The 24,429-nt window shown below is 70.3% G+C and carries 20 protein-coding genes; 9 read left to right on the top strand and 11 right to left on the bottom strand.

Going from position 1 to position 24,429, the window contains the following annotated elements; all coding sequences use genetic code 11:
* Window positions 1-259: hypothetical protein (locus KBI44_07995; protein ID MBP9144409.1), on the top strand; the 259-nt coding region annotated here is incomplete at its 5' end.
* 37 nt (window positions 260-296) lie between these two features.
* Here KBI44_07995 and KBI44_07990 read toward each other — a convergent pair.
* Together KBI44_07990 and KBI44_07985 are read right to left on the bottom strand one after the other, a co-directional pair.
* Window positions 297-635 (bottom strand): Smr/MutS family protein, encoded by a 339-nt coding sequence (locus KBI44_07990; GenBank protein ID MBP9144408.1) that lies wholly within the window; start codon window positions 633-635, stop codon window positions 297-299.
* A 69-nt stretch (window positions 636-704) separates the two neighbouring features.
* The gene (locus tag KBI44_07985; GenBank protein MBP9144407.1) at window positions 705-2,204 is read right to left on the bottom strand and encodes an ankyrin repeat domain-containing protein; all 1,500 of its coding nucleotides are present in this window, start codon (window positions 2,202-2,204) and stop codon (window positions 705-707) included.
* A gap of 163 nt (window positions 2,205-2,367) precedes the next feature.
* Here KBI44_07985 and KBI44_07980 point away from each other — a divergent pair, with 163 nt between their 5' ends.
* A complete protein-coding gene (locus KBI44_07980) occupies window positions 2,368-3,822 on the top strand; it encodes a hypothetical protein (GenBank protein MBP9144406.1) in 1,455 nt (484 codons plus the stop codon).
* Here KBI44_07980 and KBI44_07975 read toward each other — a convergent pair.
* Both KBI44_07975 and KBI44_07970 read right to left on the bottom strand, forming a co-directional pair.
* On the bottom strand, window positions 3,814-6,567 hold the full coding sequence (locus KBI44_07975; GenBank protein MBP9144405.1) for a protein kinase: 2,754 nt from the start codon (window positions 6,565-6,567) through the stop codon (window positions 3,814-3,816). The two genes, KBI44_07980 and KBI44_07975, sit on opposite strands and share 9 nt — an antisense overlap.
* A 61-nt stretch (window positions 6,568-6,628) precedes the next feature.
* A complete protein-coding gene (locus KBI44_07970) occupies window positions 6,629-7,255 on the bottom strand; it encodes a sigma-70 family RNA polymerase sigma factor (protein ID MBP9144404.1) in 627 nt (208 codons plus the stop codon).
* Window positions 7,256-7,318: 63 nt separating this feature from the next.
* Here KBI44_07970 and KBI44_07965 point away from each other — a divergent pair, with 63 nt between their 5' ends.
* Complete coding sequence (locus KBI44_07965; protein ID MBP9144403.1) at window positions 7,319-7,840, top strand: hypothetical protein; 522 nt, start codon at window positions 7,319-7,321, stop codon at window positions 7,838-7,840.
* Window positions 7,841-7,933: 93 nt separating this feature from the next.
* Here KBI44_07965 and KBI44_07960 read toward each other — a convergent pair whose 3' ends face one another.
* The 5 genes from KBI44_07960 to KBI44_07940 form a co-directional block, all read right to left on the bottom strand.
* Window positions 7,934-8,116, bottom strand: a complete 183-nt coding sequence (locus KBI44_07960) for a hypothetical protein (protein ID MBP9144402.1) — start codon at window positions 8,114-8,116, stop codon at window positions 7,934-7,936.
* A gap of 380 nt (window positions 8,117-8,496) precedes the next feature.
* Complete coding sequence (locus KBI44_07955; protein ID MBP9144401.1) at window positions 8,497-9,882, bottom strand: hypothetical protein; 1,386 nt, start codon at window positions 9,880-9,882, stop codon at window positions 8,497-8,499.
* Between the two features lie 148 nt (window positions 9,883-10,030).
* Entirely contained in the window at window positions 10,031-11,401 is a 1,371-nt protein-coding gene (locus KBI44_07950; GenBank protein MBP9144400.1) for a right-handed parallel beta-helix repeat-containing protein, read from the bottom strand.
* A 149-nt stretch (window positions 11,402-11,550) separates the two neighbouring features.
* Entirely contained in the window at window positions 11,551-14,454 is a 2,904-nt protein-coding gene (locus KBI44_07945; GenBank protein MBP9144399.1) for a sigma-70 family RNA polymerase sigma factor, read from the bottom strand.
* Window positions 14,455-14,551: 97 nt separating this feature from the next.
* Window positions 14,552-15,973, bottom strand: coding sequence for a hypothetical protein (locus tag KBI44_07940; GenBank protein MBP9144398.1), 1,422 nt, complete (start codon window positions 15,971-15,973; stop codon window positions 14,552-14,554).
* Window positions 15,974-16,209: 236 nt separating this feature from the next.
* Here KBI44_07940 and KBI44_07935 point away from each other — a divergent pair, with 236 nt between their 5' ends.
* A complete protein-coding gene (locus tag KBI44_07935) occupies window positions 16,210-18,207 on the top strand; it encodes a hypothetical protein (protein MBP9144397.1) in 1,998 nt (665 codons plus the stop codon).
* 98 nt (window positions 18,208-18,305) lie between these two features.
* On the opposite strand, the gene lsrF is transcribed toward KBI44_07935, so the two are convergent.
* Window positions 18,306-19,202 (bottom strand): 3-hydroxy-5-phosphonooxypentane-2,4-dione thiolase, encoded by an 897-nt coding sequence (lsrF, locus tag KBI44_07930; protein MBP9144396.1) that lies wholly within the window; start codon window positions 19,200-19,202, stop codon window positions 18,306-18,308.
* Between the two features lie 25 nt (window positions 19,203-19,227).
* A complete protein-coding gene (locus KBI44_07925; protein MBP9144395.1) occupies window positions 19,228-19,623 on the bottom strand; it encodes a VOC family protein in 396 nt (131 codons plus the stop codon).
* A 117-nt stretch (window positions 19,624-19,740) separates the two neighbouring features.
* Between KBI44_07925 and KBI44_07920 the strand changes: the two genes are divergently transcribed.
* The 5 genes from KBI44_07920 to KBI44_07900 all read left to right on the top strand — a co-directional run bounded on the left by KBI44_07920 (window position 19,741) and on the right by KBI44_07900 (window position 24,419).
* Window positions 19,741-19,959 (top strand): hypothetical protein, encoded by a 219-nt coding sequence (locus KBI44_07920; GenBank protein MBP9144394.1) that lies wholly within the window; start codon window positions 19,741-19,743, stop codon window positions 19,957-19,959.
* On the top strand, window positions 19,956-20,486 hold the full coding sequence (locus tag KBI44_07915; GenBank protein ID MBP9144393.1) for a hypothetical protein: 531 nt from the start codon (window positions 19,956-19,958) through the stop codon (window positions 20,484-20,486). The genes KBI44_07920 and KBI44_07915 overlap by 4 nt, the downstream gene beginning before the upstream one ends.
* Window positions 20,487-20,615: 129 nt before the next feature.
* Window positions 20,616-22,136 (top strand): exo-alpha-sialidase, encoded by a 1,521-nt coding sequence (locus KBI44_07910; protein ID MBP9144392.1) that lies wholly within the window; start codon window positions 20,616-20,618, stop codon window positions 22,134-22,136.
* 211 nt (window positions 22,137-22,347) lie between these two features.
* Window positions 22,348-23,634, top strand: coding sequence for an efflux RND transporter periplasmic adaptor subunit (locus KBI44_07905; GenBank protein ID MBP9144391.1), 1,287 nt, complete (start codon window positions 22,348-22,350; stop codon window positions 23,632-23,634).
* A 65-nt stretch (window positions 23,635-23,699) separates the two neighbouring features.
* The gene (locus KBI44_07900; protein MBP9144390.1) at window positions 23,700-24,419 is read left to right on the top strand and encodes an ABC transporter ATP-binding protein; all 720 of its coding nucleotides are present in this window, start codon (window positions 23,700-23,702) and stop codon (window positions 24,417-24,419) included.
* Window positions 24,420-24,429 lie beyond the last annotated feature (10 nt).

Raw genomic sequence — 24,429 nt, 5'->3', positions numbered from 1 at the left:
ATGGAAGCCCCTCGGCTGGAGCGCGGTTCCGGCCGGGCATGATCTGGCGCTGCGGCTCTCCGGACTCCTCTGGCCCGAGGCCGGAGAGCGCTTCGCGAACGCGGCATACGTCGTCCGCGAGCGCGTGGGCGCCGGTCAGATTATTCTCTTCGCCGGAGACCCCGTGTGGCGCGGCGCCGCCCTCGGCTCGCAGCGCCTCTTCGCCAACGCCGTCGTCTACGGCCCCGGCTGCGGAACGCGCGCGCTCGTCCTTCCCTGACGCCGCGCGGCGGGCGAAGAGACGAGGGTGCAGCGGATCATCGCGATTCGCGCCGGAAGCGGACCAGCGTCGCGCCACGGCCGCCCTGGGCCGGGGATGCGTCGGAGAATTCGGCCACCCTCCCATCGCGCGCCAGCAGCGCGCGCACCGCTTCACGCTGCACTCCCATCCCCCGGCCGTGGACGATCCGCACGGCCGGAAAGCCCGCGGCGACAGCGTCGTCGAGATAGCCGAGGACGATCTCGCGCACGGCGCGCGGCGGAAAGCCGTGGAGGTCGAGAACGTCTTCGAGCGGCAGCTCTACGACCGTCTCGGCCGAGAGCTCCTCCGCGTCCGCATCCGGCTCGCCCTCGTCGTGGCGAGGCCAGTCGCTCACGCGGCGCCTCTCGGTCTCGAAAGCGGTGATCGGTATCTCGCCTCCCGGCGGGGGCCTCTCATCGTCGCCTCATCCGCGCCGCGCGGCGTCGATCGCCGCCTGCTGCCCGTCCGCTGCACGGCCGAGGAGGCGGCACTCTTGCGAACTGAGCTCGGGGCGAGCGCCGGCGAGAAGGAGGGCTTCGAGGATCGCGGGAGAGTTGGCGAGCATCAGCGGCCGCCAGCCGGCGTGGTCAGCTGCGTCCACCGCCAGGCCGGCTGCGAGCAGACAGGTCACTCCCTCGAGCGAGCGCACGAACCCGCTGCCGCGCTGGCAGGCGTAGTGCAACGCGCCGCGCCCGGCGCTATCGATGACGTCCGCTTGCGCTCCGGCCGCGAGGAGGTGCGGCACGATCGGGCTGCCGCGATCGGCCGACAACAACAGCGGCGGGAGGTCCCGGCGATCGCCAGCGAGAATGGAGAGGAAACTCACGACCGACGGATGGCGAGCCTCGAGGTCGCGGTCGTCGTCCCAGAGGAGCTCACCCTGTTCGCCCCGCGGCAGGCCCATCGCCCGGTGGACGGCCGCGAGCGCCGACGTGGCGGGGGCGTCGAGGTCCGCACCCGCTTCGACCAGCTCCCGAAGTGCCCGGCTGCGCAGCGCCTCGAGCGCGTCATTGGTGGGCCAGGTGCCGACGTCCAACAGGGAAAAAAGCGCGGCGCTCGCCGCCGCAGCCGCCTCGGGAGCGTGGCGCAGCACGAAAGGCACGGCCCGTCCGGAGCCGGAGGCGGCGCCCACCAGTGCGTAAGCCGCCTCCCCGGGGGGGATGGCGCAGACCTCATACACGTCGGCCTGTCGCAGGAAGCTCGAGCTGGCGAGCGACTCCGGCAGCTTCAGCGGCAGCCCGCACTGGAAGAGGGTGACCAGCTCCATCCAGGCGCCGCGTTCGATGCACCAGCGCTCGAGGTCCCGCGCCAGCTCGTGCCAGGTCGCGAGCGGCAGATCGATGCCGCCGAGATGAGAGAAGTAACCCTCTCGCAGCCGCGGCGCCAGCACCATGAGAATCCGGCCTTCGAGGCCCTGGTCGATGAGGCCACGCAAGTGCTCACCCAACCGGTCGGGACCATGAAGATGAGCATCCGCCCGCCAGACTTCGTCGATCAGGCCGCTCCCGAGCCGCGGCGAGAGAGCGTCGAGACCGCTCTCGCCGCTGTGGTCGCTGTGGCGCGGATCCGCTCCGGCGACCAGGAGCGCCGAAGCCGCTTCGCGCCACGCGCCGTGGATCGCGTGGAGCAGCGGCGTGTGGCCGTTCTCGTCCGGCGGGTCGACGGCGGCCCCCGCGGCGACGAGCAGTGCGATCGTGCGCGCGCCGACGCTGGCAGCGAAGTGCAGCGGCGCGAGGCCCCGGTGGTCGCGAGCGTCGGGGTCGGCGCCGGCGTCGAGCAGCAGCTGGACATGGGCGGCGTCGACCCTCGCGGCGACATGGAGCGGCGTGCGGCCACGCTCGTCGCGGGCGTTCGGGTCGGCGCCGGCAGCGAGCGCCTGCGCGAGCTCGTCGCCCCACCGCCCCGCCGCCTCGAAGAGCGTCAAGCGGTGACCTCGGTCGAAAGCGCCGACGCCAACGGGAGACGAGGCGGAATCTCGGCGGTCATTTCGTGACGCTATCAGCCGGCCGCCGCCGGGCGACCGAAGACTTCCTGCCTTGGCCGATGCGTGCGCCTTTCGTCGCCATGCTGGACGGAGGGGTTCTCTCATGCGCATCCAGACTGTCGTTGGTTTCTCGCTTCTGCATCTGCTCTTCGCGGCTCTCGCACCGGCCAAGGCCGCCGTCATCGTCGTCGACACGCTTTCCGACGCGATCGCCGAAGATGGATTCTGCTCAGTTCGCGAGGCGATTCTCGCCGCCAACGAGAACAGCGCTGCCGGCGAATGCCCGTCGGGCAGCGGTGAATCGGACCGGATCCGATTCGCGGTCACTGGAACGATTCTGCTCAGCTCGGCCTTGCCCGCCATCGACGAGAGCGTTGCCTTCGAGGGTCCGGGCCGCGATCTCCTGACGATCGACGGCGGCGATCAGTTCCAGCTGCTCTGGTTTGGGGCCTCTTCGCCGACGCAGTACGTGGTGCGCGACCTCTCACTTGTCCACGGGTATGCCTCCGTCCCCGGAATACTCTCCTTTGGCGGTTGCGTCCTGGCGTGGGGCCCCGGCCCCGCTCTCGCGCTCTTCGACGTCACGATCCGCAACTGCCGGGCGGTCGCGAACGGCGGCGGGATCTACTCGCAGGGTCCGCTTCGCCTCCAACGTGTCTGGGTCGATGGCAACGAGGCTCAATCGATCGCCGGCGGTGGTGGCGGTGTCGCGGCGACCGGAGTCGGAGATGTCGAGATCATCGATTCGACTTTCTCCGGCAACTTCGCCTCGGGAACGAGCGGGTCGGGAGGGGGCCTCTATGCGTCGGCCGTCGGCCAAACGCTGGTTGCGAACTCCACGTTCTCCTCGAACCGCGCCAACTGGCGAGGCGGAGCCAACCTCCTCTCGGGAGTCGGGACGGGAACCCTCTCGGTGACGATCCGGGATTCCACCTACCTCGGCAACGAGTCCGACGACGACGAGACCAGCAGCGATCCGACTGGCGGTACGATCGCTCTGGCCAACCAGGTGACTTCGATGCTCGAGGTCGAGCTCGCCAACACCGTGATTGCCGGCGGAAAAGACAACGCCTCGCCGACGCGCTGCCCGGAGATCCTGATCGCCGAGGGCGACGTTCGGGCCGTGCTGACCTCGGGGGGATTCAATCTCGTCGCCGACGGTGCCTGCGTCGAGACGGCCTTCCCCGCCAGTCCCGGCGCGGGTCTGCCCAACCTTCAGGGCGACTTCGTCGGGACTCTCGCTTCCCCCATCGATCCCCGGCTCGACATTCTGGCCGGAAACGGCGGTTCGACCCCCACTCATCTGCCCCTCCAGGAGACGCCGCACCCGGTCATCGATCAGGGGAGCTGCCCGGCGAGCGGCCAGGATCAGCGCGGCCTGCGCGGTGCGGCATCGAGCCACCGCGCCCACGACGTCGCGGCCGTGCCCGACAACCCCGAGGGTGACGGCTGCGACATCGGAGCGGTCGAGCGCGGCGCCAGCTCGCCGGCACGGACGCTGTTCGTCGACGGATTCGAGTCGGCGACGACCCTCTTCTGGTCGGCCGACCTACCCTGAGGTCGTCGCGGCGAGCGCCGCCCGCAGCGCGGCCCGATCGTCCGGGTGCAACAGGCCCCAACTCTCGAGCGCCGGCAACGACGTTTCGAGTAGCTGGCGTCCCTCCGCGCGCTGTCCGGTGAGGAGGAGCGCTCGCCCGACCTCGGCGCGGGCCTCGAGGAGCCGGGGACTCCCGGGAGGGTACTGCGCTTCGCGCGCAGCGAGCGCCTCGCGCGCGTCGGCGAGCGCCGAGATCGCATCGCCGGACTCGGCCGCGAAGCGCGCCTGGGCCAGCAGCGCCGTGGCGATCTCGTCGTGGCCGGTGGGATACGCGGTCCGCAGGTCCGCCAAAACTCGGCGCAGATCCTGCTCTGCCTGGCCCCTGCGCCCGGTTCGCCAGAGCGCGACCGCGCGTTGCGCCGCGAAAGGCGGCCAGGCGTCGCTCGGCAGACCGGTCGCCGGCAGACGGGAAAGGACCTCGTCGAAGAGCAAAAGCGCCGCGGCCGGCTGGCCGCCGAGCTCGACGATACGCGCCACGTTGCGCAAGGTGCGGACGCTCTCGCGATGGTCGACACCGAGCACTGCGACCCGCAGGCGGTGGCTCTCGCGCAGCTCGCGCTCGGCCTCGACGTATCTTCCGAGGAGCGCCAGAGCGACACCGAGGTTGTTGCGCGTGTTGGCGACAGGCCCGGCCTCGGGGCCGAGAATCCGCGTCTGGGCCGCCACCACCTGCTCCAGCAGCGGCAGCTGATCCGCAGGATCGGCAGTGACCGCTGCAAGGTTGTTGAGCGTCGACAACGTCCGCAAGTCGTCGTCGCCCAGCTCGCGGCGCAGGATCGGCAGCGCCTCGCTCCAGCGCTCGCGCGCGGCCGTGCGATCCCCGGCGCGGAAGGCGAGGTTACCTAGCGCATCGAGGCTCGCCGCCACCTCGACCGGACGCGGCGGAACGAGCCCCCGCCGGAGCGCCAGCGCCCGCTCGGCAATCGCCGGACCCTCGTTCGCGGGCACGACGAGAGACAGCTGGGCGAGCGCTTCGGCGAGCTCGGCGGGCCGCGTTCGGGCTTCACCTTCGAGCCTCTCTGCCAGCGCTTCGAGAAGGTCGCGGGCCTCGTCGCCGCGGTCGGCCCGAGCCAACGCCTCGGTGTAATTGAGCTCGATCGTCAGCCTTCCCGGATCGAGCAGGTCGGCGCCGTTTTCTTCCGCGACCCGGCGCGCCCGCTCGAGCAGCTCGAGCCCTTCGGCGATCTCGCTGCGTTCGAGACGAATCCTCCCGAGCGTGGCGAGCATCTCCTGCCGCACGCCGGGCGCGGCGGCGAGCGCCTCGGCCTTCGCCGCACCGGAATCGAGCAGGCGGGCGATCGAGATCTCGCCGACGCCCGCACCGCTCGTCGGTGCGGTGGCGCCGAACAGGCCGATCAGCAGCTCGACCACCGCGCTCGCCTGGCGCTCGAGGCCGGTGGCGCGATCGCGCTCCTTCGTCAGGCGGACCGACTGCACGGCGATCGCGACAGCGAGGGCCACGAAGCCCACAGCAGCGGCCGCGCCGACGACGACGGCCACCCGGTGCCGGCCGGCGAAACGGCGCGCGCGGTAGGCGAAGGTATCCGCGCGCGCGGCGACCGGATGACCCGAGACCAGACGCTCCAGATCCTCCGCCAGCGCCGCGGCCGAGGGGTAGCGACGCTCGGGCTCCGGCGCCAGCGCACGGGAAAGAACCACTTCGAGATCGCCGCGCAGCTCCCGCACCCACCGCCGGGCCGTCGTCGAGCGCCGCCCCGCGAGCCGTTCGCGCTCGGCGAGCGCGGCTGCGTCCTTCCCCTGGGGAACGCTGCGGCTCGGCCGGGTCGGACCGCGCTCGCGGATCTCGCGTTCGATCGCACCGGGGTCGCGCGAGCGCGTCTCGTAGGGCAGGCGCCCGGTGGCGAGCTCGTAGAGCAGCACTCCGAGACCCCAGACGTCGGTCGCGGTCGAGGCCGGTTCGCCGCGCAACTGCTCCGGAGCGGCCCTCTCGGGCGTCATCGGCGCCGGCGCCTGGCGCGTGAGCTCGCTGTCGTCGTCGAGCGCCGTCGCGACACCGAAGTCCAGCAGGCGGAGGCGGCCGTCCGGTTCGATCAGGATATTGGACGGTTTGATGTCGCGGTGGATTACGAGCTTGCCGTGTGCCGACTCGACCGCGCGACAACAGCCGGCGACCAGTCGGATCCGCTCCCCGAGCGGCAGGGACAGACCATCGGCGTAGTCGGTGATCGGCCGACCGTCGACATACGGCATGACGAGAAACGGCCGTCCGTCGGCGGCGATGCCGACATCGAGCAGCGGCACGATCGCCGGGTGGTTCAGGCGCGCCTGAATCCGGCACTCGCGGTGGAAGCGGGCGATGGCGCGCGGCTCCGCGAGCTCGCGGCGCAGGAGCTTGAGCGCCACCGTCTGCTCCACCGTCTCGCGCCGCCGGGTCGCCAGGTAGACCTCGCCCATGCCACCGCGTCCGAGCCGCCGGACGATCGCGTACTCTCCGAGCCTCGTATCGGGAGCGAGGTCGGACGCGAGGTCGTGCGGGGCGCGCTCGGCCGCGAGATGGCGTTCGATCTCGAGAGCACCGTCCGGTCCGTCGGCGCGCAACATCGCACGCATCTGCTCGGCCAACTCGTGGTCGGCGACGGCGATCGACTCGAGCCGCTCGGCGCGCTCCGGGAGCGGCAAATCGAGCAGCTCGCCGAAAAGCCGCAGTGCGGCGATCAGGCGTTCGGGGGCCGGGTCGGTGGTCATGGCGCAGGCTCGGGGCTACAGAGTCTGGCGTCGAATCCAGGCACCGCCGGCCAGGAGCGCTTCACCGCCCGTCGAGATCCGATCCGACGACGACGCGCAGCCAGGCACGCGCCGTCTGCCAGTCGCGCCCGGCGGTCCGCAGGGAGATCCCCTCCGCCTCGGCGATCTCCTCGAGCTCCAGCCCTCCGAAGAGTCTCTGCTCGAAAACCCGTGCGGCGCGCGGATGAGCGGCTTCGAGCTTCCCGAGGGCATCCTCCAGCGCCAGGGTCTCGTCGATCGCGCGCTCCGAAGGAAAGAGGTCGCCATCCTCGAGCGGCATTGGAGAGAGATCGCCGCCACGTTTCTGCCGCCGCCGGGAGCGCGCATGATCGACCAGGATCCGGCGCATCGTATTCGACGCGGCGGCGAAGAACGCCGCCCGATCCTCGGGTTTCAAGCCGTGCTGCGTCACGAGTCGGAGATAGGACTCATGCACGAGGGCTGTGGTGTCGAGGGTGTGCCCGCTGCGCTCCCCGCGCAGGCGGCCTCGGGCCATCCTCCGCAGCTCGTCGTAGAGCAGCGGAACCAGTCGATCGAAGGCCCCGGCCTCGCCACGCCGCAGCGCCGCCAGGCCGCGAGTGATCTCGCTCCCGGCCCGGTCGAGATTCGCATCGCCGTCGTGGCCGATTCTGGGAGGTTCCGCCGCCATACCCCTCGAGCGCCCGGATCGGCCCGGCCGCAGTCATCGAACTGGATTGAAAAGGAGCCTAACATGCGCATCTCCCGCCTCGCCGTGGTTCTGCTCGCCCTGATCGCCATCCTCTCGGCCTCTGGAGCACAGGCAAAGGACTTCCGTACCGCCTTCGTGCGCGTCGTGCCCGAGCAGGACTGGAAGCCCGAGAAGGGCTCGGCCATCGCGCTCGAGGTCGCCAACGGCTCCTCCCAGGAGAAGTCGGGTGAGTTCTCCGATGCGTTCGCCAAGGAACTGACCGAGCAACTGGGCCGGGTCCTGGGCTACAGCATCGATCCCGCGAGTGCCACGAAGGTCAAGTTCACCATCGCTGAGTTCGAGCCCGGGAATGCCGGCCTGCGGCTGGGCCTCGGCTTCGGCGGCAAGGCCTACGTCGGCGGCACGATCGAAGTGCAGAGCGGCGACAAGGAGGTCGGGTCGCTGCTCTACTCCTTCCGCCCCAACGCGCCCGGCGCCGCAGGCATGGCACGCGAAGCCGCCGCCGGACTGGCGCTCAAACTCACCAACGGCGAACGCGACAAGGAGCTCCATACCAAGAAATAGCCCGCGCGGATCCTCCGAGCGGGCTGCGTTTCTGGGCTTCCCTCGCCGAAGGACGAAGGCGTCCGCTGCCCGGGGCGATGCCGGCCCCCGTCGTCACGATCCGACGGGTTCGCCCTTGCGCCCGACTCCGAGCGCGTCCGCCATCCGGTTGATGTAGTTGAACCAGGAGGCGAGGGCGGTGATCTGCAGGATCGTGCGGTCGTCGAAGCCGGCGTCGCGCAGCATCTGCAGGTTCTCGGGCGCGATGCGGGTCGCGTCGCGGGTCACCTGGGTCACATGGTCGAGCATCGCCCGGACGGCCGGCTGAAGGTCGGCCGTCCGGAAGTCGACGGACTTCTATCACGAGCCCCGCCACGGGCGCGCCCCCACTCGCGAGCTTCGCCCGGCAGGTGCTCTTCACCGAGGCCGCAGCGCGGGAGCACTTCAAAAGTCCGCTCGCCCAGGCGTCGATCGAAGACCCGGCGCTCGGACTCCCCGGCGTCCGGACCGGCACCGGACGACCCGACAATTCAGTAACTGTCACGGATTTCTCAGCGGCCTATCTGGGTGGCGATGAGAGGCTCGCCGTCCGGTCTTCGCGGCGCCGGCACGGCCGTCTTGAGCCCTCCGCCGGTCCGGCGCGGCTCAGCGGGCGGGCGCGACTGGCGCGGCGACCTTCACGGAGCCCAGGCCCCGGCGGTGCCGCGCTCGAATCCATCGGCGAAGACGAGCGCGGTCTCGATGCGCAGGACCGCGAAATCGGATTGCGGCGCCGGCAGTCGCCCGGCGGAGCCCACGACGACGAGGCGTCCGCCCGAGATCGTCGAAGCGTGGGCGACGTCCGGTCCATCCGCGACCAGGTCGAACTCCACGCGGTTGACGCCGTTGTCGTCGTACGAATTGTCCAAGGTGCCGTCGTCGAGCACCCGCGCCACGAGGAAGCCCGCGGGTTGCGTGCCGTTGGCGTCGATCGTGGCGGCGGCGACGATCTTGCCGTCGCTCTGGAGCTCGAGCGCGGCGAGCTCCGTCCCTTCCTCGATCTCGAGGTCGAGCCAGCCGCTGGCTCCGAACTGGAGATCGCGCGCGCCCTGGGAGGTGAGGCCGAGCAGGCCGTCCCCGGGGCTTTGCAACGACACTTGAATGCCCACCACGATCTTTCCGGTGTCCGGATTCACCACCAGGTCGATGGGAGCGCCGGGCTCGCGGTCCACCAGCTCCCCGATGCCGTTGCCGCTGAACGAGGAATCGAGCTCTCCCGCCGTGGTCCAGCGGATGACGACGACGCCGAGCGGACTGAAATTGAAGGATACCCTGAAGGCCGCCGTCGCGGCGCCGTCGGGTTCCACGGAGAGCGCGCGCGGCTCGACCGAAAGAAGATCGTCCGCATACATCGCCCAGCCGTCGCTCGAGAAGGTAGGGTCGGGCGAACCGTTCGCGTCGAGTCGAAGGAGAAACGTACCCGGGCCGCTCTTTTCCGGCAGCAGGCATCCGACGCAGTTGCCGAGGAAGTAGGAGCGCCCGTCGGGCAGGACCACCGCGTCCAGGGTGGCGGCGTGCGTCCACCCCGCCGGCGCGGCGACGAACCTCCGTCCGTTGCCGTCGAAGGTCGGGTCGAGCGCGCCGGACGCGTCGAGCCGGGCGATCGCGGGCATATAAAAGTCGAAGCTGTCGTCGGGCACGGCCAGCCCCGCGACCAGGGTTCGACCGAGGCTATCGTTGCCGATCGCGAGCACGCTCACGGTGGCGTAGGCGCCATCGGCAGCGAAGTCGAAGGGAACGGAGCTCCAGCCAGGATCCGGCGAGCCGTCGTTCTGGAGGCGCGCGACCGTCCACGGGCCCTGGACCCTTCCGGCGACCAACAGATCGCCGTCGGCGCGGGCCGTCACCGCGTAGGCGGTGGAGTACTCACCCAGGTCGAGAACGACTTTCCCGTCGGTGCTGAAGGTCGTGTCGGGGTCGCCCTCGCCGGCCAGTACGACCCGCGCCTCGCTCGCGCCGCAGAGCAGGACGACGACCAGCGGGAAACCCGCCCAGCGATCTGAAAGACGCGAACCGAACCGCATGCGAAGATTTTACCTGACTCGGGTTCAGGCGACGATGCACGGGCCAGCCGCCATCATTGCATCCCGGAAAGAGAACCAAGCTCGCGAGGCGGGCGATCGAGAGTCGAAGGAGGCGCCGTCTCATCGCCCCCGGGTGCTGACGGTCGCCTCAAGGAACCACCATCGACCAGGCGTTCGGGCTTCCGGACTCGAAGCTGTCGGCAAAGAGCGGCGAGGCGACTTCGTCGGCGCCGATGTCGCGCGCCGCGGGCCGGGCGGCGAGGTCGATGTCGCGATCGGCCAGGCCCGCTGCGACGGCGGCACCGGCGTCGACGGGTGGCAGCGTTTCGCCGGCGAGGTGCAGATCGCCCTGGGGTATCGACTGGAACCAGCTGGCGGGCGCCGCCGTGAGATTCCCGGCCAGCACCTCCTCCGGGTTGCCATCGCGCTCGCGCAGATTGTGGCTGACCAGATTGTTGACGATCTGGACCTGCGTGTTGGCGAAGCGCCATTCGATCGAGGAGAACGGCACTTCGGTCGACACCACCGAGTTGTGAATCACCCAGGTGCTGCGCGACTGTTCGAGAGCGATTCCGGCATCGAAGCCGGAGTCCGACTGGAACAGGTCGGGATCGGCCGCGGCGATGAAGTTGTTGCGGATGACGCCGTCGATGTGCCCGAGGTAGCCCACCCCGGGGTAGGGATCGTCGGGATAGGCGCGGTCGCCCGACAGCGCGAGCAGTCCGAAGCCGATGCCGCGCGCGCAATCGACGATGACGTTCTCTTCGACGACCGTGTCGCGACTCGCATTCCAGAAGTGGATCGCGTGCTCGGAGAGACCGGCGGGGCACCAGAAGCCGGAGATCCGGTTGCGCCGCACGACCCATCCCCAGGCGGCATGCGCGTCGATGCCGCCGGTGTAGCAGCTGTCGCGGATGAACGGACGCCCGGCGTCGGTGAGCTCGATGGCGCTGCATTCGATCGTCCCGGCGTCGGCCCAGCCCTGCCCGACCGGATTGATCTTGATCGCCTGCTGCCCGGGGTCGACGACGCGGAGGTTGTGCAGCACGGTGCCGGTGATCGGCGCGGGATTGCCCGCGACATGGATCGGGTGGTCGTAGGCCTCGCGCAGCGTCAGGTCGGCGATGACCACGTTCGAGGCGGAGATCGAGATCAGCTCACTCGTCAGATAGTTGCCATCCAGCACGACGGCGTCGCGATTGCCGGAGAGCGAGCGCATCGTCACGCCGGGGGTCGAGAATACCAGCCGCGAAACCGCGTCGCCCCCATCCATGCCGTAAATGCCGTTGTGCAGGAGGATCGTGGTGCCGCTCGCGGCTCCCGCCACGATCGCGCGCAAGCCGTCGGCCTGCTCGGGCACGACCTCGATGGTGGCCCCTCCGGGAGGCGGCAGCGGCGGGCAGGAAGGCTGCGCGCGGGCGCTCGTCGCCGCCAGTACGGTGAGCAGTGCGGCCGCCGGCGCCCAGCACAGAACGCCAGGCCCCCTGCGGATGTCGAGCCTCGACGCAGCGAGTGGCAAGGTAGACCTCCAGACTCCTGATTCTCCGGGACGACGGGACCACCGCTTGTGGCGTGCTCCGCTATCGCGCACTGCGTTGGCACTCTTCCGCCGGCTGTGGGCTCGGCACCGCAAGAGCGATCGTCAACCGTCTGAAAGCCCCCTCGCCCCTACCTTCGGCGACCGTTCAGCCAGGCGCCGAGCCAGGTCGAGCGGACGGCGAGGCGGTCGACGCCCAGCAGCAGGGCGATCGTGAGCACGATGACGAGCGGAACTGCGAGCCACCAGGGGAGCGCGAATCGGTGGGCCAGGAGCTGCAGGCCGACGACGAGCGGCAGGTGGGCGAGGTAGATCCAGTACGAGGCATTCGAGAGCTCGCGCACCCGGGTCGAGGGGCTCGCGCCGAATCGCAGCGCAGCTCCGAGGCCCCCGAGGACGAGAAGCGCCATGGTGACCGCCGTCGCGAACGAACCCATCCAGCGCAGAAGCTCCGCATTCTCCAGCGTCCACGGCGCCGCCGAGTAGCGGATGCCGACGACGGCCGAGCCCACCAGGCTCGCAACCAGCCCGAGAAGCAGGTTCGGTCGCCACCGCGCGACGAGCGGCGTGAGCACAGCGCGGTGGCGCTCGAGCCACCATCCGAGCGCAAAGAAGAGGCCGTAGAGCGCGAGCAGCGGCAGATGCCAGCGCAACGTCCGGTCCGGCGTGTCGATATCCATCCCGGTCATGCGAGCGAGGATCGGGGTGACCGCGAGCGCGAGGCCGAGCGGCGCAAGGCGGCTTGCCAGAGCCTGCGAGAGCCGGCGGCTCGCGCCTTCGGTCGCGCGCAGCGCGGCGAAACGCACGAGGATGGCGCGTGCGCCGAGGAAGAGACCGGTCACGATCGCGAGGTAGTAGAGAAACCACAGATGGGTCAGCACGAGGTCGGGGAACTTCTCGATCCAGAGCGAACCCAGAGCCAGCTCGTACCAGGGGAGCTCGGCGTACTCGGGCGGCAGGACCAGCCAGCCTGTCGCGCGCCCGCCGGCGATCCAGAGCGCCGAGAGCGCGAGCTTCATCGGCACGAGGGCCACGAGAAAGACGAGAACGATGCGGCGCAGACGGTCGCCGACATAGGGCACAACGCCTCGGCGCGCGACGACGAGAGCGCCGAAGAAGCCGGCGAGAAGGAAGAACGTCTCCATCCGGAAGCTGTGGAGGGTGTAGGCGAGCCAGGCCAGGAAGTGGACCGGCGCCGTCGTGCCGACGGCCCACAAGCCCGGCGGCAGGACGTACGGCATCGCCGCATGCAGGACGACGCCGAGGAGCAGGGCACCGGCGCGCAACGCGTCGAGTCCGTGGAGACGCTCGCCGGCCGGGAACGGCGAGAGCAGCTCGACCCGGGCACCCTCCGAACCGGCGGGCCGGGAGGCGGAAGCGCCTCGGCGAAGTGTCCAGACGCGGCGCGCCATCAGCCCGAGCGGAATCACGATCGCCAGCAGGATGAGCGCCGGCACGGCGGCGCCGAAGAGGGCCACCGCCGAGGTGAACGAGGCGTCACGAAAGAAGGAAGCTGCGACCGGGGTATTGGCGTGAAGCGCGCTCGCCTGAGTGCCGATCGCGAAGTCGTGCGCGATGGCGGTCACGCCGGCAGCCCCCTTCCAGCCGACACCGACGATGCCGAACGCGACCCATCCGAAAGCCAGGCTGCCGACAGCGAGCGCACCGACGGCGACGCCGGCGATCGAGAGCGAGAGCAGCCCGAGAGTCACGCCGCCGATCGCAATCGGAGCGATGGCGACGCCGCCGACCGCCACGAGCGGCGAGAGCGCGAGGTCGCCGACCGCGAGCCAACCGCGCGCACCGCGCCGCATGGAACCGTCGAACGCGGCGCCCGCGTCGACCCCGCCAGAGGCGTAGGCGAAAAGCGGCAGGCCGAGAAGCCGCAGGCGGCTCTCATATCGCCGGGCGCGCGCGGGCGCCACTCCCCGGCGCGCCAGCTCGGCGGCCCAGGCCTCGTCGCCTACGCCGCCCGACGCCCGAAGCGTCGCGATCCGGCGCTCGACCCGCTTCCCGATGCCGATCAGCCCACCGACCAGGGCCACCGTCCAGAGCGTCGTCGCGGTCGCGAGGAAGGCCGGCGCATCGACGAACCGGGTCGTGCCGGCCCAGACCAGGCCGAGGATCAGCGCGATCATCGGGAAGACGAAGAGGAACGCGCGCCGGAAGCCTGCGGCGATCGCCCGACGCTCGTCGTCGGAGCGCGCCGTGCCGGCCGCGAGCCTCGAAGCGAGCCAGGCAGTCAGGAGACCGGCGGCCGGGCCGGCGACGAGCGCGCCGCCCACTCCGCCGAAGGTCCCCTTGCCGACCGCGGCGCCGGTCGCCCCGGCGGCGGCTGCGCCGCCGGAGACGGTCGCGGCGACCGCGGCGCCCGTGGGTGCGGTCAGGGCGATCGCCGCGAGCACGCCGGCGGTAAAGCCCGCTCCCGGCCGCGAACGCGAGAGTGCCGACTCGACCAGGGTCGCGAGCTCCACCTTGAGCAGGGCTCGCCCGCGTGACAGCCGCTGCTTGACGGCGTCTTCGGAGAGCTCGAGCTGCGTCGCCACCTCGGTGATCGAGCACTCCTCGCGGTAGAAGAGCACGAGCGGCTCGCGGTAGCTCTCCGGCAGCTGGGAGAGCGTTCTCCACAGCAGTTCCTCCTCTTGCCTCGAAACGGCGCGGGCTTCGGGGCTCGCCTCGCGAGCGACCGGCTCGGCAATCTCGTCGAGCGCCAGAGGTGCACCGCCATGGCGGCTCGCCCGTTTCGCAGCGTTGGCTGTCAGGTTGCGCGCGATCCCGGCGAGCCAGGACTTGAGGAGCGACGGCTCCCGAAGGTCGTCCCGGCTTCGCCAGGCGGCGACGAACGTCTCCTGCGCGAAGTCGGTCGCCGTGGCGAGATCGCCGGTGCGGCTGTAGGCGATCGAGGCGATGAGCGACTGATAGCGCTCGACGATGCGCCCGAAGGCGTCGCGATCGCCGTCGCGGGAGGCGCGCCAGAGATCGACGTCGGAGAGGGGCGAGCTGGAAGTGGGCCGGGGCATCGAAAGAGTGGTCATGATCCCCTAGTGGCCACCCGTCGGCAAAAGGTGACAGCCGAAGCCCCCGGAGCGCGACTTCACCTTGCCGCCGAGATTCGGCGCGGCGTGCGCCTCGCTAGGGCGCCTCGTGCGCGCCGAGGCTCGGCGGCGAGCCGTAGCAGCGCCCGAAACGGTCTCCCGTCAGCCAGGCCTGCGCCGTTCCCGCGCCGGCGGCCGGGCTGGTGCCCGGAATCTGCCAGTCGGCGGTGAGCTGCGGGTTCTGGCCGTAGATTCCGCCAGCTTCCGCCGACGGCAGGGTCGGCGCCGAAGCTCCCGGCGCGTCCCACGCGAACCAGAGATTGTGCGCGAAGTCGAAGGTGGCGGGAGATGTGTTCGGGCCGATGTTGACGTGGGTCGAGATGTCGCCATCCTCGAAGTAGAAGAGATTGTTCACGACCTGGCCGTTCGCGGCCGGCTCGAAGGGGAAGCCCCCGCCGCTCGTCGTCTCCTGCAGGATGCGCATCAGCCAGGTCGCTGGATTGACGACCGTGTTGTGCGCGGCGACGCAATCGACGCAGCCGACGAAAGCGAATGGCGTATCGCCGCCGACGATCAGATTGCCGATCGCCTCGATCCGGCGGGCCTCCGCGTTCGCCACGGTCGTCGAGAGCGGCGGCCGGAAGAACGCGAAGCCGGTCGATCCACCGAGGTTCAAGCCGCGCGCGCCCGGCTGAAGGAGGTGGTTCCAGCGGATCTCGAGATCGGCGCTGCCGCCTTTCGCCTGCACGGCGTTGCCCGACATCTGCTCGAGCCGGTTGCGTGCGATGAGGCCAGCGTGGCAGCCGACGCAGTCGATACCGCTGCCCGAGGTGCCGCCGCCGCAGCGCGCGATCGCGCTGTCGAGCACCCAGAAGTCGCCGATCCCGGAGAGTTTCAGGCAGTCGTTGTTGCCACCGCTGCCGATGTCGCGAATCGAGAGCCGACGGAAGACGAGGTGGTGGCTGGCCAGTGGATTCGCCGTCTCGCCGCCGTCGTCGGCGTTGATGCCGTTCCCGGTCGACGAGTGGATCTCGACATCGTGCACGACGACCCACTTCGCCCGCCCGAGATGCAGCGCTTCGCTGCCGCCGGAGATCACCGGCTTCGGCAGCCGCCCGGGCTCGCCGCCGATCCAGATCGGCGCGATCGCGGTTCCCTCGAGGTCGCCCAGGAACTGGTCGGAGGCGTGCACCCCTGGAGACAGACGAATCGCGGTCCCGGGATCGGCGAGGCCCGCGGCGTGCTCGATCGTCGCGAACGGCGCTGCCGGAGAGCCGTCGCCGGTCGAGTCGTTGCCGGCCGGAGGCGGCGCGACGTGGAGGAAGGAGCCAGGAACGACATCGCGATCGAACGGCCGGATCTCGTCGCAGCGCAGCGGCACCGTCATCGACCAGTCGCCGGTATCGCCGAACTCGAAGTCGTCGCCGAAGATCGGCGTCGAGCCCAGGGACTCCGCAAGCGCCGGGGCGCTGAGGACGAGCGACGACAAGGCAAGACGTGCGGCGAGGGCCAGGCTCATGACGGGCTCCGTTCGAAGCCGATTCGTAGCACAGTTCCAGCGCCCCCGCGGTTCAGTTTCGACAGCCGTCCGAGCGCTCGAAGCGCCGTCGATGCCGGAAGCCACCGAATCTGTCCGAATCCGTTCCGCGCCGACGTCCCGCCTGTCTCTCCTGTTGTGAAGCCTGTTCCCTCGCGCTGCGAGCACTGCAGCCCGTGGTCATCCATTGGCATCGTTTCGCCTGAAGGAGAGAGTTCATGTCGAGTCGTCACCGGTTTCCGACCTCGGGTGTCTCGTGCCGCCTCGCGGTCGGGGCGATCGCTTGGTGCGCGTCGCTGCTCGGCGCCGGCTCCCCGCCCGCCCATGCCGGCGTTTCGCTGGACGTCACGCCGAGCTTTCCCGCCACGGTCACCGCCGCGGCGACCGGGATCTCCGCGTCGTTCACCTTCGCCAACAGCTCGACCGGTCCGGACGCCGACTTCTCGATGAGCATCACCGCCGTCGCGCTCACGCCGAGCTGCGGCAACGCCGGCTCCGTCTGCAACCAGATCGACCCCGGAGTTTTCGCACTCAGCGCCACCGCCACCGGCCAGGCGGGCACCGCCTGTGCCGGGGCGACGTTCGCCATCGCGCCCCCGGACGCCAACGGCAAGGCGGTCTTCTCCCCCTCACCGGCAGTCGTGCTGACGCCGACCGGGCAGCCCGGCTCCTCCTGCACCGTCACGTTCACGTTCAGCGTCCTCAAGGTTCCGACGATCGATGCTTCGAATCCGACGCCGGGCATGCAGACCGACGCCCTCGCCGAAGTGAGCGGCGCCACCATCGGCAATCCCGGCACCACCGACTCGAGCGGCAGCGTCGAGGTGACCGTCGACCGCGCCCTGCCCACGCTCGCGACGACGGCCTCGCCGGGGGTGACACTGGGCGGCGAGGTGAGCGACGCGGCGCAGCTCTCCGCCGGCTCCCATCCGGGCGGCGGCAGCGTCACCTTCCACCTCTATGGACCGAACGACGCCACCTGCAGCCTGCCTCAGGTCTTCGTCTCGACGAATCCGGCGAACGCCGCCGGCGCGGCGACCTCGAGCCCGTTCACGCCGGCCCTGCCGGGAACCTACCGCTGGGTCGCCGCCTATGGCGGTGACCCCGACAATCTCCCCGTGCAGGCGGAGTGCAACGCCGCCAACGAGTCCGTCATCGTGAGCCTCGCGCCGCAGGCGATCGCCGTGACGCCGGGAAGTCTGGCGAGCGACGTTCCTGCGGGAGGGGCCGAGACGCTGCCGCTCGACATCGCGAACCTGGGGCAGATCGACCTCGTCTGGTCGATCGGCGAGGCGGCCGTGGCGCCGGTCCCCGGCGCTTCTCGGGCGCTCGAGACCCGGGTCTACGACAACGGCGCGCTGGTCACACACCCGGGCGCCGGCTTCGGCGGCGCCGACGCGAGCGTCGTCGACAGCGCCCTGGACCTGAGGCTGCAAGGCTTCGGCCTCCAGGCCGGGGCCGAGAACCGGCTGGCGGACGACTTCACCGTCCCAGGTTCGGAAACCTGGACGATCGACACCCTGACGATCTACAGCTACGAGACCGGCGCCACGGCGACCTCGAGCCTCACCGACCTGCGCGTGCAGATCTGGGACGGGCCGCCCGAGGCTGAGGGCAGCCGGGTCGTCTTCGGCGACCGGTTCTCCGACCGCCTGCTCTCCTCGACGTTCAGCAACACCTATCGCGTCAGCGCCCTCGAGCTCGAGGGGACCTCGAGGCCCATCCTGGCCAACGTCGCCCGCATCGGCGCGACGCTTGCGCCCGGGACCTATTGGCTCGACTGGTCCGCCGCCGGCGGCTCCGGCTCCGGGCCCTGGGCGCCGCCGGCGGCGATCACCGCCGGGGCGAGGCCCGGCAACGGCCTTCAGGCTTCGGCGGGAGAACCGTTCCTGCCCGCCCTCGACGGCGCGGTGCAACAGGAGTTTCCGTTCCGCATCGCCGCGCACCTCGCGGCCTGCGACTCGCCGGCCAATCTCCCCTGGCTGAGCCTGGGGCAGACACTCGGAACGACCGCGGGCGGCGCGACGACCCTCGTGGACGTCACTCTCGACGCGATCGGCCTGGCGCCCGGAACCTACAGCGGAGTGCTGTGCGTCCAGAGCAACGATCCCGACACACCGCTCGTCGAGGTGCCGGTAAGTCTCGTCGTCGCCGTGCTCTTTCTCGACGGATTCGAAAGCGGATCGACCGTGGCCTGGAGCGCTGTCGTGCCTTGAAACGCTTCTCAGCTGCCCGCCGCCTGAATGGGCAAGACACTGAATCGATGTCCGTTCCGGAGCGCCTGGTAGTTCCGCAGGTGAAAATCAGGTAACTGTCACCGGCTTCCTTCGAGGGCCGCTCTCGCGAGCCGGCGGTAGAGGTCGTGCGCCTCGGCGGGCGAGGCGTCGTCGTGGACGACGGCGCGGACGGCGCGGAGCATCGCCGACGGGGCTTCCGACTGGAAGATGTTGCGGCCCATGTCGACGCCCGAGGCACCGCGGGAGACGGCGTTCGCGGCCATGGTGAGAGCTTCGAGCTCGGGGAGCTTCTTGCCGCCGGCGATGACGATCGGCACCGGGCAGCAGGAGGTGACGGTCTCGAAGCCGTCTTCTACGTAGTAGGTCTTGACGTAGTGCGCCCCGAGCTCGGCGCAGATCCGGGTGGCGAGGCGGAAGTACTTGGCGTCGCGCACCATCTCCTTGCCGACCGCGGTGACCGCGAGCACCGGCACGCCGTAGCGATTGCCGGCGTCGACCAGGCGCGTCAGGTTGTGGATCGACTTCGTCTCGTGCTCACCGCCGACGAAGACCTGCACCGCGAGCGCCGATGCGTTGAGCCGCAGGGCGTCCTCGATGTCGACCGCGATCTCCTCGTTCGAGAGCTCCTTGAGGATGCTCGGGCCGCCCGAAGCCCGGAGCACGATTGCCGCTCGCGTCGAGGGCGGGATCATCGTGCGCAGCGCACCGCGCGTCAGCATCAGGGTGTCGGCATAGGGAATCAGCGGCACGATCGAAAGGTCGATGCGCTCGAGACCGGTGGTCGGCCCCTGGAAGTAGCCGTGGTCGAACGCCAGCATGACGGTGCGCCCCGACGTGGGGTCGAAGATCCGCGCCAGGCGATTCTTCAGCCCCCAGTCGTAGTGCGCCGAGCCCTTGAGGAAAAAGCCCTCGCTCACCTGCGGCACCTCGGCGTGGAATTCCCTGTTCTCGCGGCTTCCGTCCATGTCGGCCATGCTGTCGTCCCTTTCGCGGCGCCCCTCAGGACGCCGGAGTCGCCTGCTTGATCTCGTAGAGGTTCCCGTCTTCGTCGGCGATGAACGTCACCCGGCGCTCGCCGCGCACCACCTCGCGGACCTCGAGTCCCGCCGCACGGCAACGTTCCAGAAGGGCGGCCGCGCCGTCGATTTCGAGGCACACATGCGCGACTCCGGCCGGCGGCTGCTCTCCCGGAGGGACGAGAAAGACCTCGAACTGGACGCCGTCGCCGGCGTAGTCGATCAACCGGTGCGCGCGCGCCACGCCGAAAAGGGCGTGGCAAAGTCCGGCGTCGACCTGCTTCTCGCGCCGCCTCTCGAGGCCGAGGAGATCGACGTACAAACGGTCACTCGCCGCCTCGGACGTGCGCGCGAGAGCCAGGTGGAGGATCTTCGTCAAGGTGAGCCTTCTGCCAGGGCTTAAGCCGCGCCCGGCGAAAGGCAGCGTAGCAGCGGGCCCGGCCGCCGCGCCCCGCCCCGTCAGGCGGCTGACGGAGCGGGCGGTTATACTTTCGCCATGCACTCCGACGTCGCCGCCAGCCTGCGCGCCGAGCGGCGGCGCGCCGAGCAGGAGCTCTCGCCTCTGGCGCGCCTGGCTCTCGCCCAGCAGCTCGGACGGGAAGCCGTGGCCGCGTTCAGCCTCGTGCACGGAGTCACCGCGGAAGAGGCCCGCAAGGAGTTTGCGCGCCGAAAGCAGCGGGGGCGGCGCCCGTCCCGCTGCGCTGCCGGAGGATGACTCTCCTCGCTCAGGTCGTCGGACGATTGCGGGAACGCGGCATTGTCTGCGCGCTCATCGGCGCCGAGGCACTCGCTCTGCGCGGCGTGAGCCGGGCGACCGCGGATCGGGATCTGCTCTCGACCGACTTGCAGGCGCTCGAGCCCGCGCTCTGGATCGGAATCGGCGAGCCGGAAGTCCGCGTCGACATTCGCCGGGGCGATCGGGACGATCCCCTCGCAGGCGTCGTTCGGTTCAGCGCCGATCGCGAACGCCCGGTGGATCTGATCGTCGGTCGGGGAGACTGGCAGACCCGCATCCTGCATCGCGCGCCCCAGTTCGATCTCGGCGAGGTCACCGTCAAGGTCCCAGGAGCGGCGGACCTCGTCCTGCTCAAGCTCTACGCCGGCGGCCCCCAGGACGCCTGGGACATCGCCCAACTCCTGGCGGGCGACGACCGCGACGCCGTCGTGCGCGAGGTCAGCGAACGGGTCGGAGAGCTGCCGCCCGACTGTCGCCGGCTCTGGGAGAGCCTCCTTCCCGGCTGAGGCCTGACGGTCCACGGCCCGCCGAGCCCTTCCCAGTCCGGCCGTTGGGCGCCCCGAATCGACCGTGGCGCCCTGTCGCGCCGCGAGTTGGGGCAGAATCCGCCAGATCATGCATCGCAGAGGGGAATCGTGAGACGTTCCGCCGGAGTTCTCTTCGCACTCGCGGTCCTGGCTTCCGGCACGGGCTGCGGATCCGTCAGCCTCACGTCAGGCGGCGCGGTGGCGGTCGACGAGACCTCGCGGGCGCCAGTGCAGGGCGCTCTGCCGCGGAGCTTCGTCAGTCCCGCCGGAGAGGTGATCGTCGAGGGCACGGTCGACGAGCTCGGCTGGACGCTGCCGCTCGACATCGAGCGCCCGCGACCGCCGCGTCCGGCGGCCGAACTGCTGCCGCAGCCGCGCTTCGACGCCAGCAGCTTGCCGTCCGGTGCGACGCCCGAAGTCCGCCTCGGCGCCGACGACAGCCACACCCAGAACGAGACGGCGATTGCGATCGACGGCGACACGGTCGTTGCTGGCTGGAACAGTTTCGACGGCGTCGGCGTCAAGATGGGCGTCGGCCGCTCGGCCGACGGCGGCGACACCTGGAGCTCGGCGCTCCTCGGCGGCTTCGACGTGATGAGCGATCCGGCGATCGCCGCCGCCGGCGCCGGAGTCTGGTACTACAGCTACATCGCGCGTGGCGGTATCGCCGGAAGCGATCTCGACATCTTCGTCCAGCGCTCGGTCGATGACGGCGTGACCTGGCTCGCGCCGGTCGCGGTGACGGCGGACGCGAACTTCGACGACAAGTCCTACGTCGCGGCGCAGGGAAACGAGGTGCTGGTCGCCTACGCCGACTTCGGCACCAGCCCGGCGAAGATCCATGCCGCAAGATCGATCGACGGCGGCGTGAGCTTCGATCACGACACGGTGCTCGCCAACGCCTCCGTCGGCGGCAACGGCGCCTGCCCGGTGATCGCTCCGGACGGCACCTTCTACGTCTTCTGGCGCGACAGCTTCCAGCAGTTCCTCTGGATGTCGCGCTCGGACGACGCCGGAGAGACCTGGACGCCCGACGCAGCGATCGTCGCGATGCAGCCGCTCCCCTCCTCCGTTCCCGCGCCAGCGGGAGGGTACCGGCTGCTCAACCTCCCCGCCGCCGCCGCGGCCCCGAACGGCGACCTCGTCGTGGTCTGGAACGACCAGCTTCTGGGCGATGCCGACATCCTCGCCATCCGTTCGACCGACGGCGGCGACACCTGGAGCCTTCCGGCGCGCGTGAACGACGATCCTCCGGGCGCTCTCCAGTTCTTCCCCTGGGTGGCGATCGACGGCCAGGGCGACGTCCACGTCGTCTGGTACGACCGCCGCAACGACGACGTCGATCTGGACCTCTACTACGCATCCTCGACCGACGGCGGCGCCACCTTCGGACCGAACATCCGGCTCACCGCGGCGAGCTTCGTGCCGGTCCTGCCGACCGAGGGCGGCGCCGCCGCCTTCATCGGCGACTACAACGGCATCGCCGCGGGTCCGGCGGGCGTCTTCCCCTTCTACCAGGACTCCCGGCGCGGCGAGCAGGACGTCTGGGTCCAGCGTCTCGCCTCCCCCCTCTTCCGCGACGGCTTCGAGTCAGGCGACTCGAGCGCCTGGAGCGCCACCGTGCCCTAGCTCTGCAGGCGCGCCGGACCGCCCGCGCCCGGCGGCAAGGGGCCACTTCTGCACCCGTCGTGATCGCGGCACGGAAACCTCCGGCCGGAATCGCCGTAACTCATTCCTGACCAGGTCGCTTCCGGCCCCGCCTCGGCGGGCCGAGGTGACCCAGACGGCTCTCCAGGGGGAGGCCATGGATCCCGACGTCACGGAACGGAGCCCTCGAACCATGTCCAGAAAGAAGAAGATCGCCCTTTTCGCCGGCATCCCGGTGGTCCTTGCAGCGAGCGCCTTCGCGCTCATGTCCCGGGGCGGGAAGTCCGACCTGATCGAGGTCGAGACGATGCCGGTCGAGGCGCGCAGGATCGTCCAGACGGTCGTCGCCACCGGCCGCATCCAGCCGGTGACCCAGATCAACATCAGCGCCGATGTGTCGGCCAAGATCACCCGCCTGGCGGTCAAGGAGGGGGACTGGGTCGAGAGCGGCCAGTTCCTGCTCGAGCTCGACCGGGAGCGCTACCTGGCCGAGGTCGAGAGCGCCGAAGCCAATCTGCGGTCGTCGGAGGCTGACGCGGCGGTCGTCCGCGAGAACCTCGACAAAGCGGTGAAGGATCTCGCCCGTATCCAGGACCTTCACGGCAAGAGCCTCGAGTCGGCCTCCAACCTCGACGCCGCGGCCTCGGCCGTTGAGGTCGACAAGGCCCGCCTGCGCTCCGCGCAGGACCGCGTCTCGCAGAACCGCGCCGCCCTCAAGCAGTCGCGCGACGCGCTGTCGAAGACGACGATCTACGCGCCGATGGCCGGTACCGTATCGAAACTCAACAAGGAGGTCGGCGAGATCGCGCTCGGCTCGCAGTTCCAGGAGGACACCATCCTCGAGCTCGCCAACCTGGCCGGCATGGAGGCGCTGGTGGACGTCGACGAGAACGACATCGTCCAGCTCGCGCTCGGCGACGAGGCGACGATCGAAGTCGATGCTCTCCCCGGCGCCACGTTCAAGGGCAAGGTCACCGACATCGCGAGCAGCGCCAAGATCGCCGGCCAGGGGACGACCGACCAGAAGACCGAGTTCGAGGTCAAGGTCGCGATCCTCGACCCCGGGAGCCAGCTGCGCCCCGGAATGACGGCGAGCGCGGACATCGTCACCGAAGTGCGCGAGAGCGTCCTCGGCGTGCCGATCCAGAGCGTCGCCGTACGCACCCCGGAGCAGCTCGGCGCGGCGGCGAAGGCCGACGCTCCCGCTTCGTCCGCCACCGCTGCCACTGCCGGCGACGCCGGCGGCGCTGCCGCCTTCACCCCCGACAAGGACGGTTTCGTGCAGATCGTCTTCGTCGTCGAGAACGGCGTTGCTCACGCCCGGCAGGTCAAGACCGGCATCCAGAGCGACACCCACATCGAGCTCGTCGAGGGGATCGCTGCCGCCGATCAGGTGGTCACCGGCAGCTACCGCGCGATCAGCCGGGACCTCAAGGAGGGCGCCAAGGTGAAGGTCGGCTCCGGAGAGAAGAGCTCGTGACCGCGGCCCATCGGGGTCCGGCCCTCGCGCTCCACGACGTCGTCAAGACCTATGACCTCGAGGGCATTCTCGTCCAGGCGTTGCGCGGCGTCTCGTTCTCCGTCGCGCACAACGAGTACGTCGCCATCATGGGACCATCGGGGTCGGGCAAGTCGACGATGATGAACCTCATCGGCTGCCTCGACGTCCCGACCTCCGGCCGGTACCTGATCGACGGGGTCGACGTCTCGGGACTCGACGACGACGCGCTGGCGGACATCCGCAACCGCAAGATCGGTTTCGTCTTCCAGACCTTCAATCTGATCCCGCGGGCCGACGTCTTCAAGAACGTCGAGCTGCCGCTGGTCTACGCCGGCGTCGCCTCTGCCGAGCGCAGGCGGCTCGCCGAAGAGGCGATCGAGAAGGTCGGGCTCAAGGACCGCATGCGCCACAAGCCGAACGAGCTCTCGGGCGGACAGCGCCAGCGCGTCGCCATCGCCCGCGCGCTGGTCAACCGGCCGTCGATCCTGCTCGCCGACGAGCCGACGGGAAACCTCGACACGCGCACGGGCGAAGAGATCCTCGAGGTCTTCGATCAGCTCCACGGCGGCGGCAATACGATCATCATGGTCACCCACGAGGACGATGTCGCGCGCCGGGCGCGCCGGATCGTCCGGCTGCGCGATGGCCTCATGGAAAGCGATCTCGCCGCTGCCGACGACCGGGCGCGAGCTCCGCTCACTGCTCCCGTTCTGGCCGCGCCGCCGACGCTCCCAACGACTCTTACCGCGTCGGCCGGGGCCTGAGGGAGCGCGC

The organism is Thermoanaerobaculia bacterium (genome assembly GCA_018057705.1).
In the GTDB taxonomy this organism is placed as follows: Bacteria; Acidobacteriota; Thermoanaerobaculia; order Multivoradales; family JAGPDF01; genus JAGPDF01.
The sequence above is the reverse complement of the archived record's forward strand: the minus strand, read 5'-3'. Positions and strand labels throughout refer to the sequence as shown.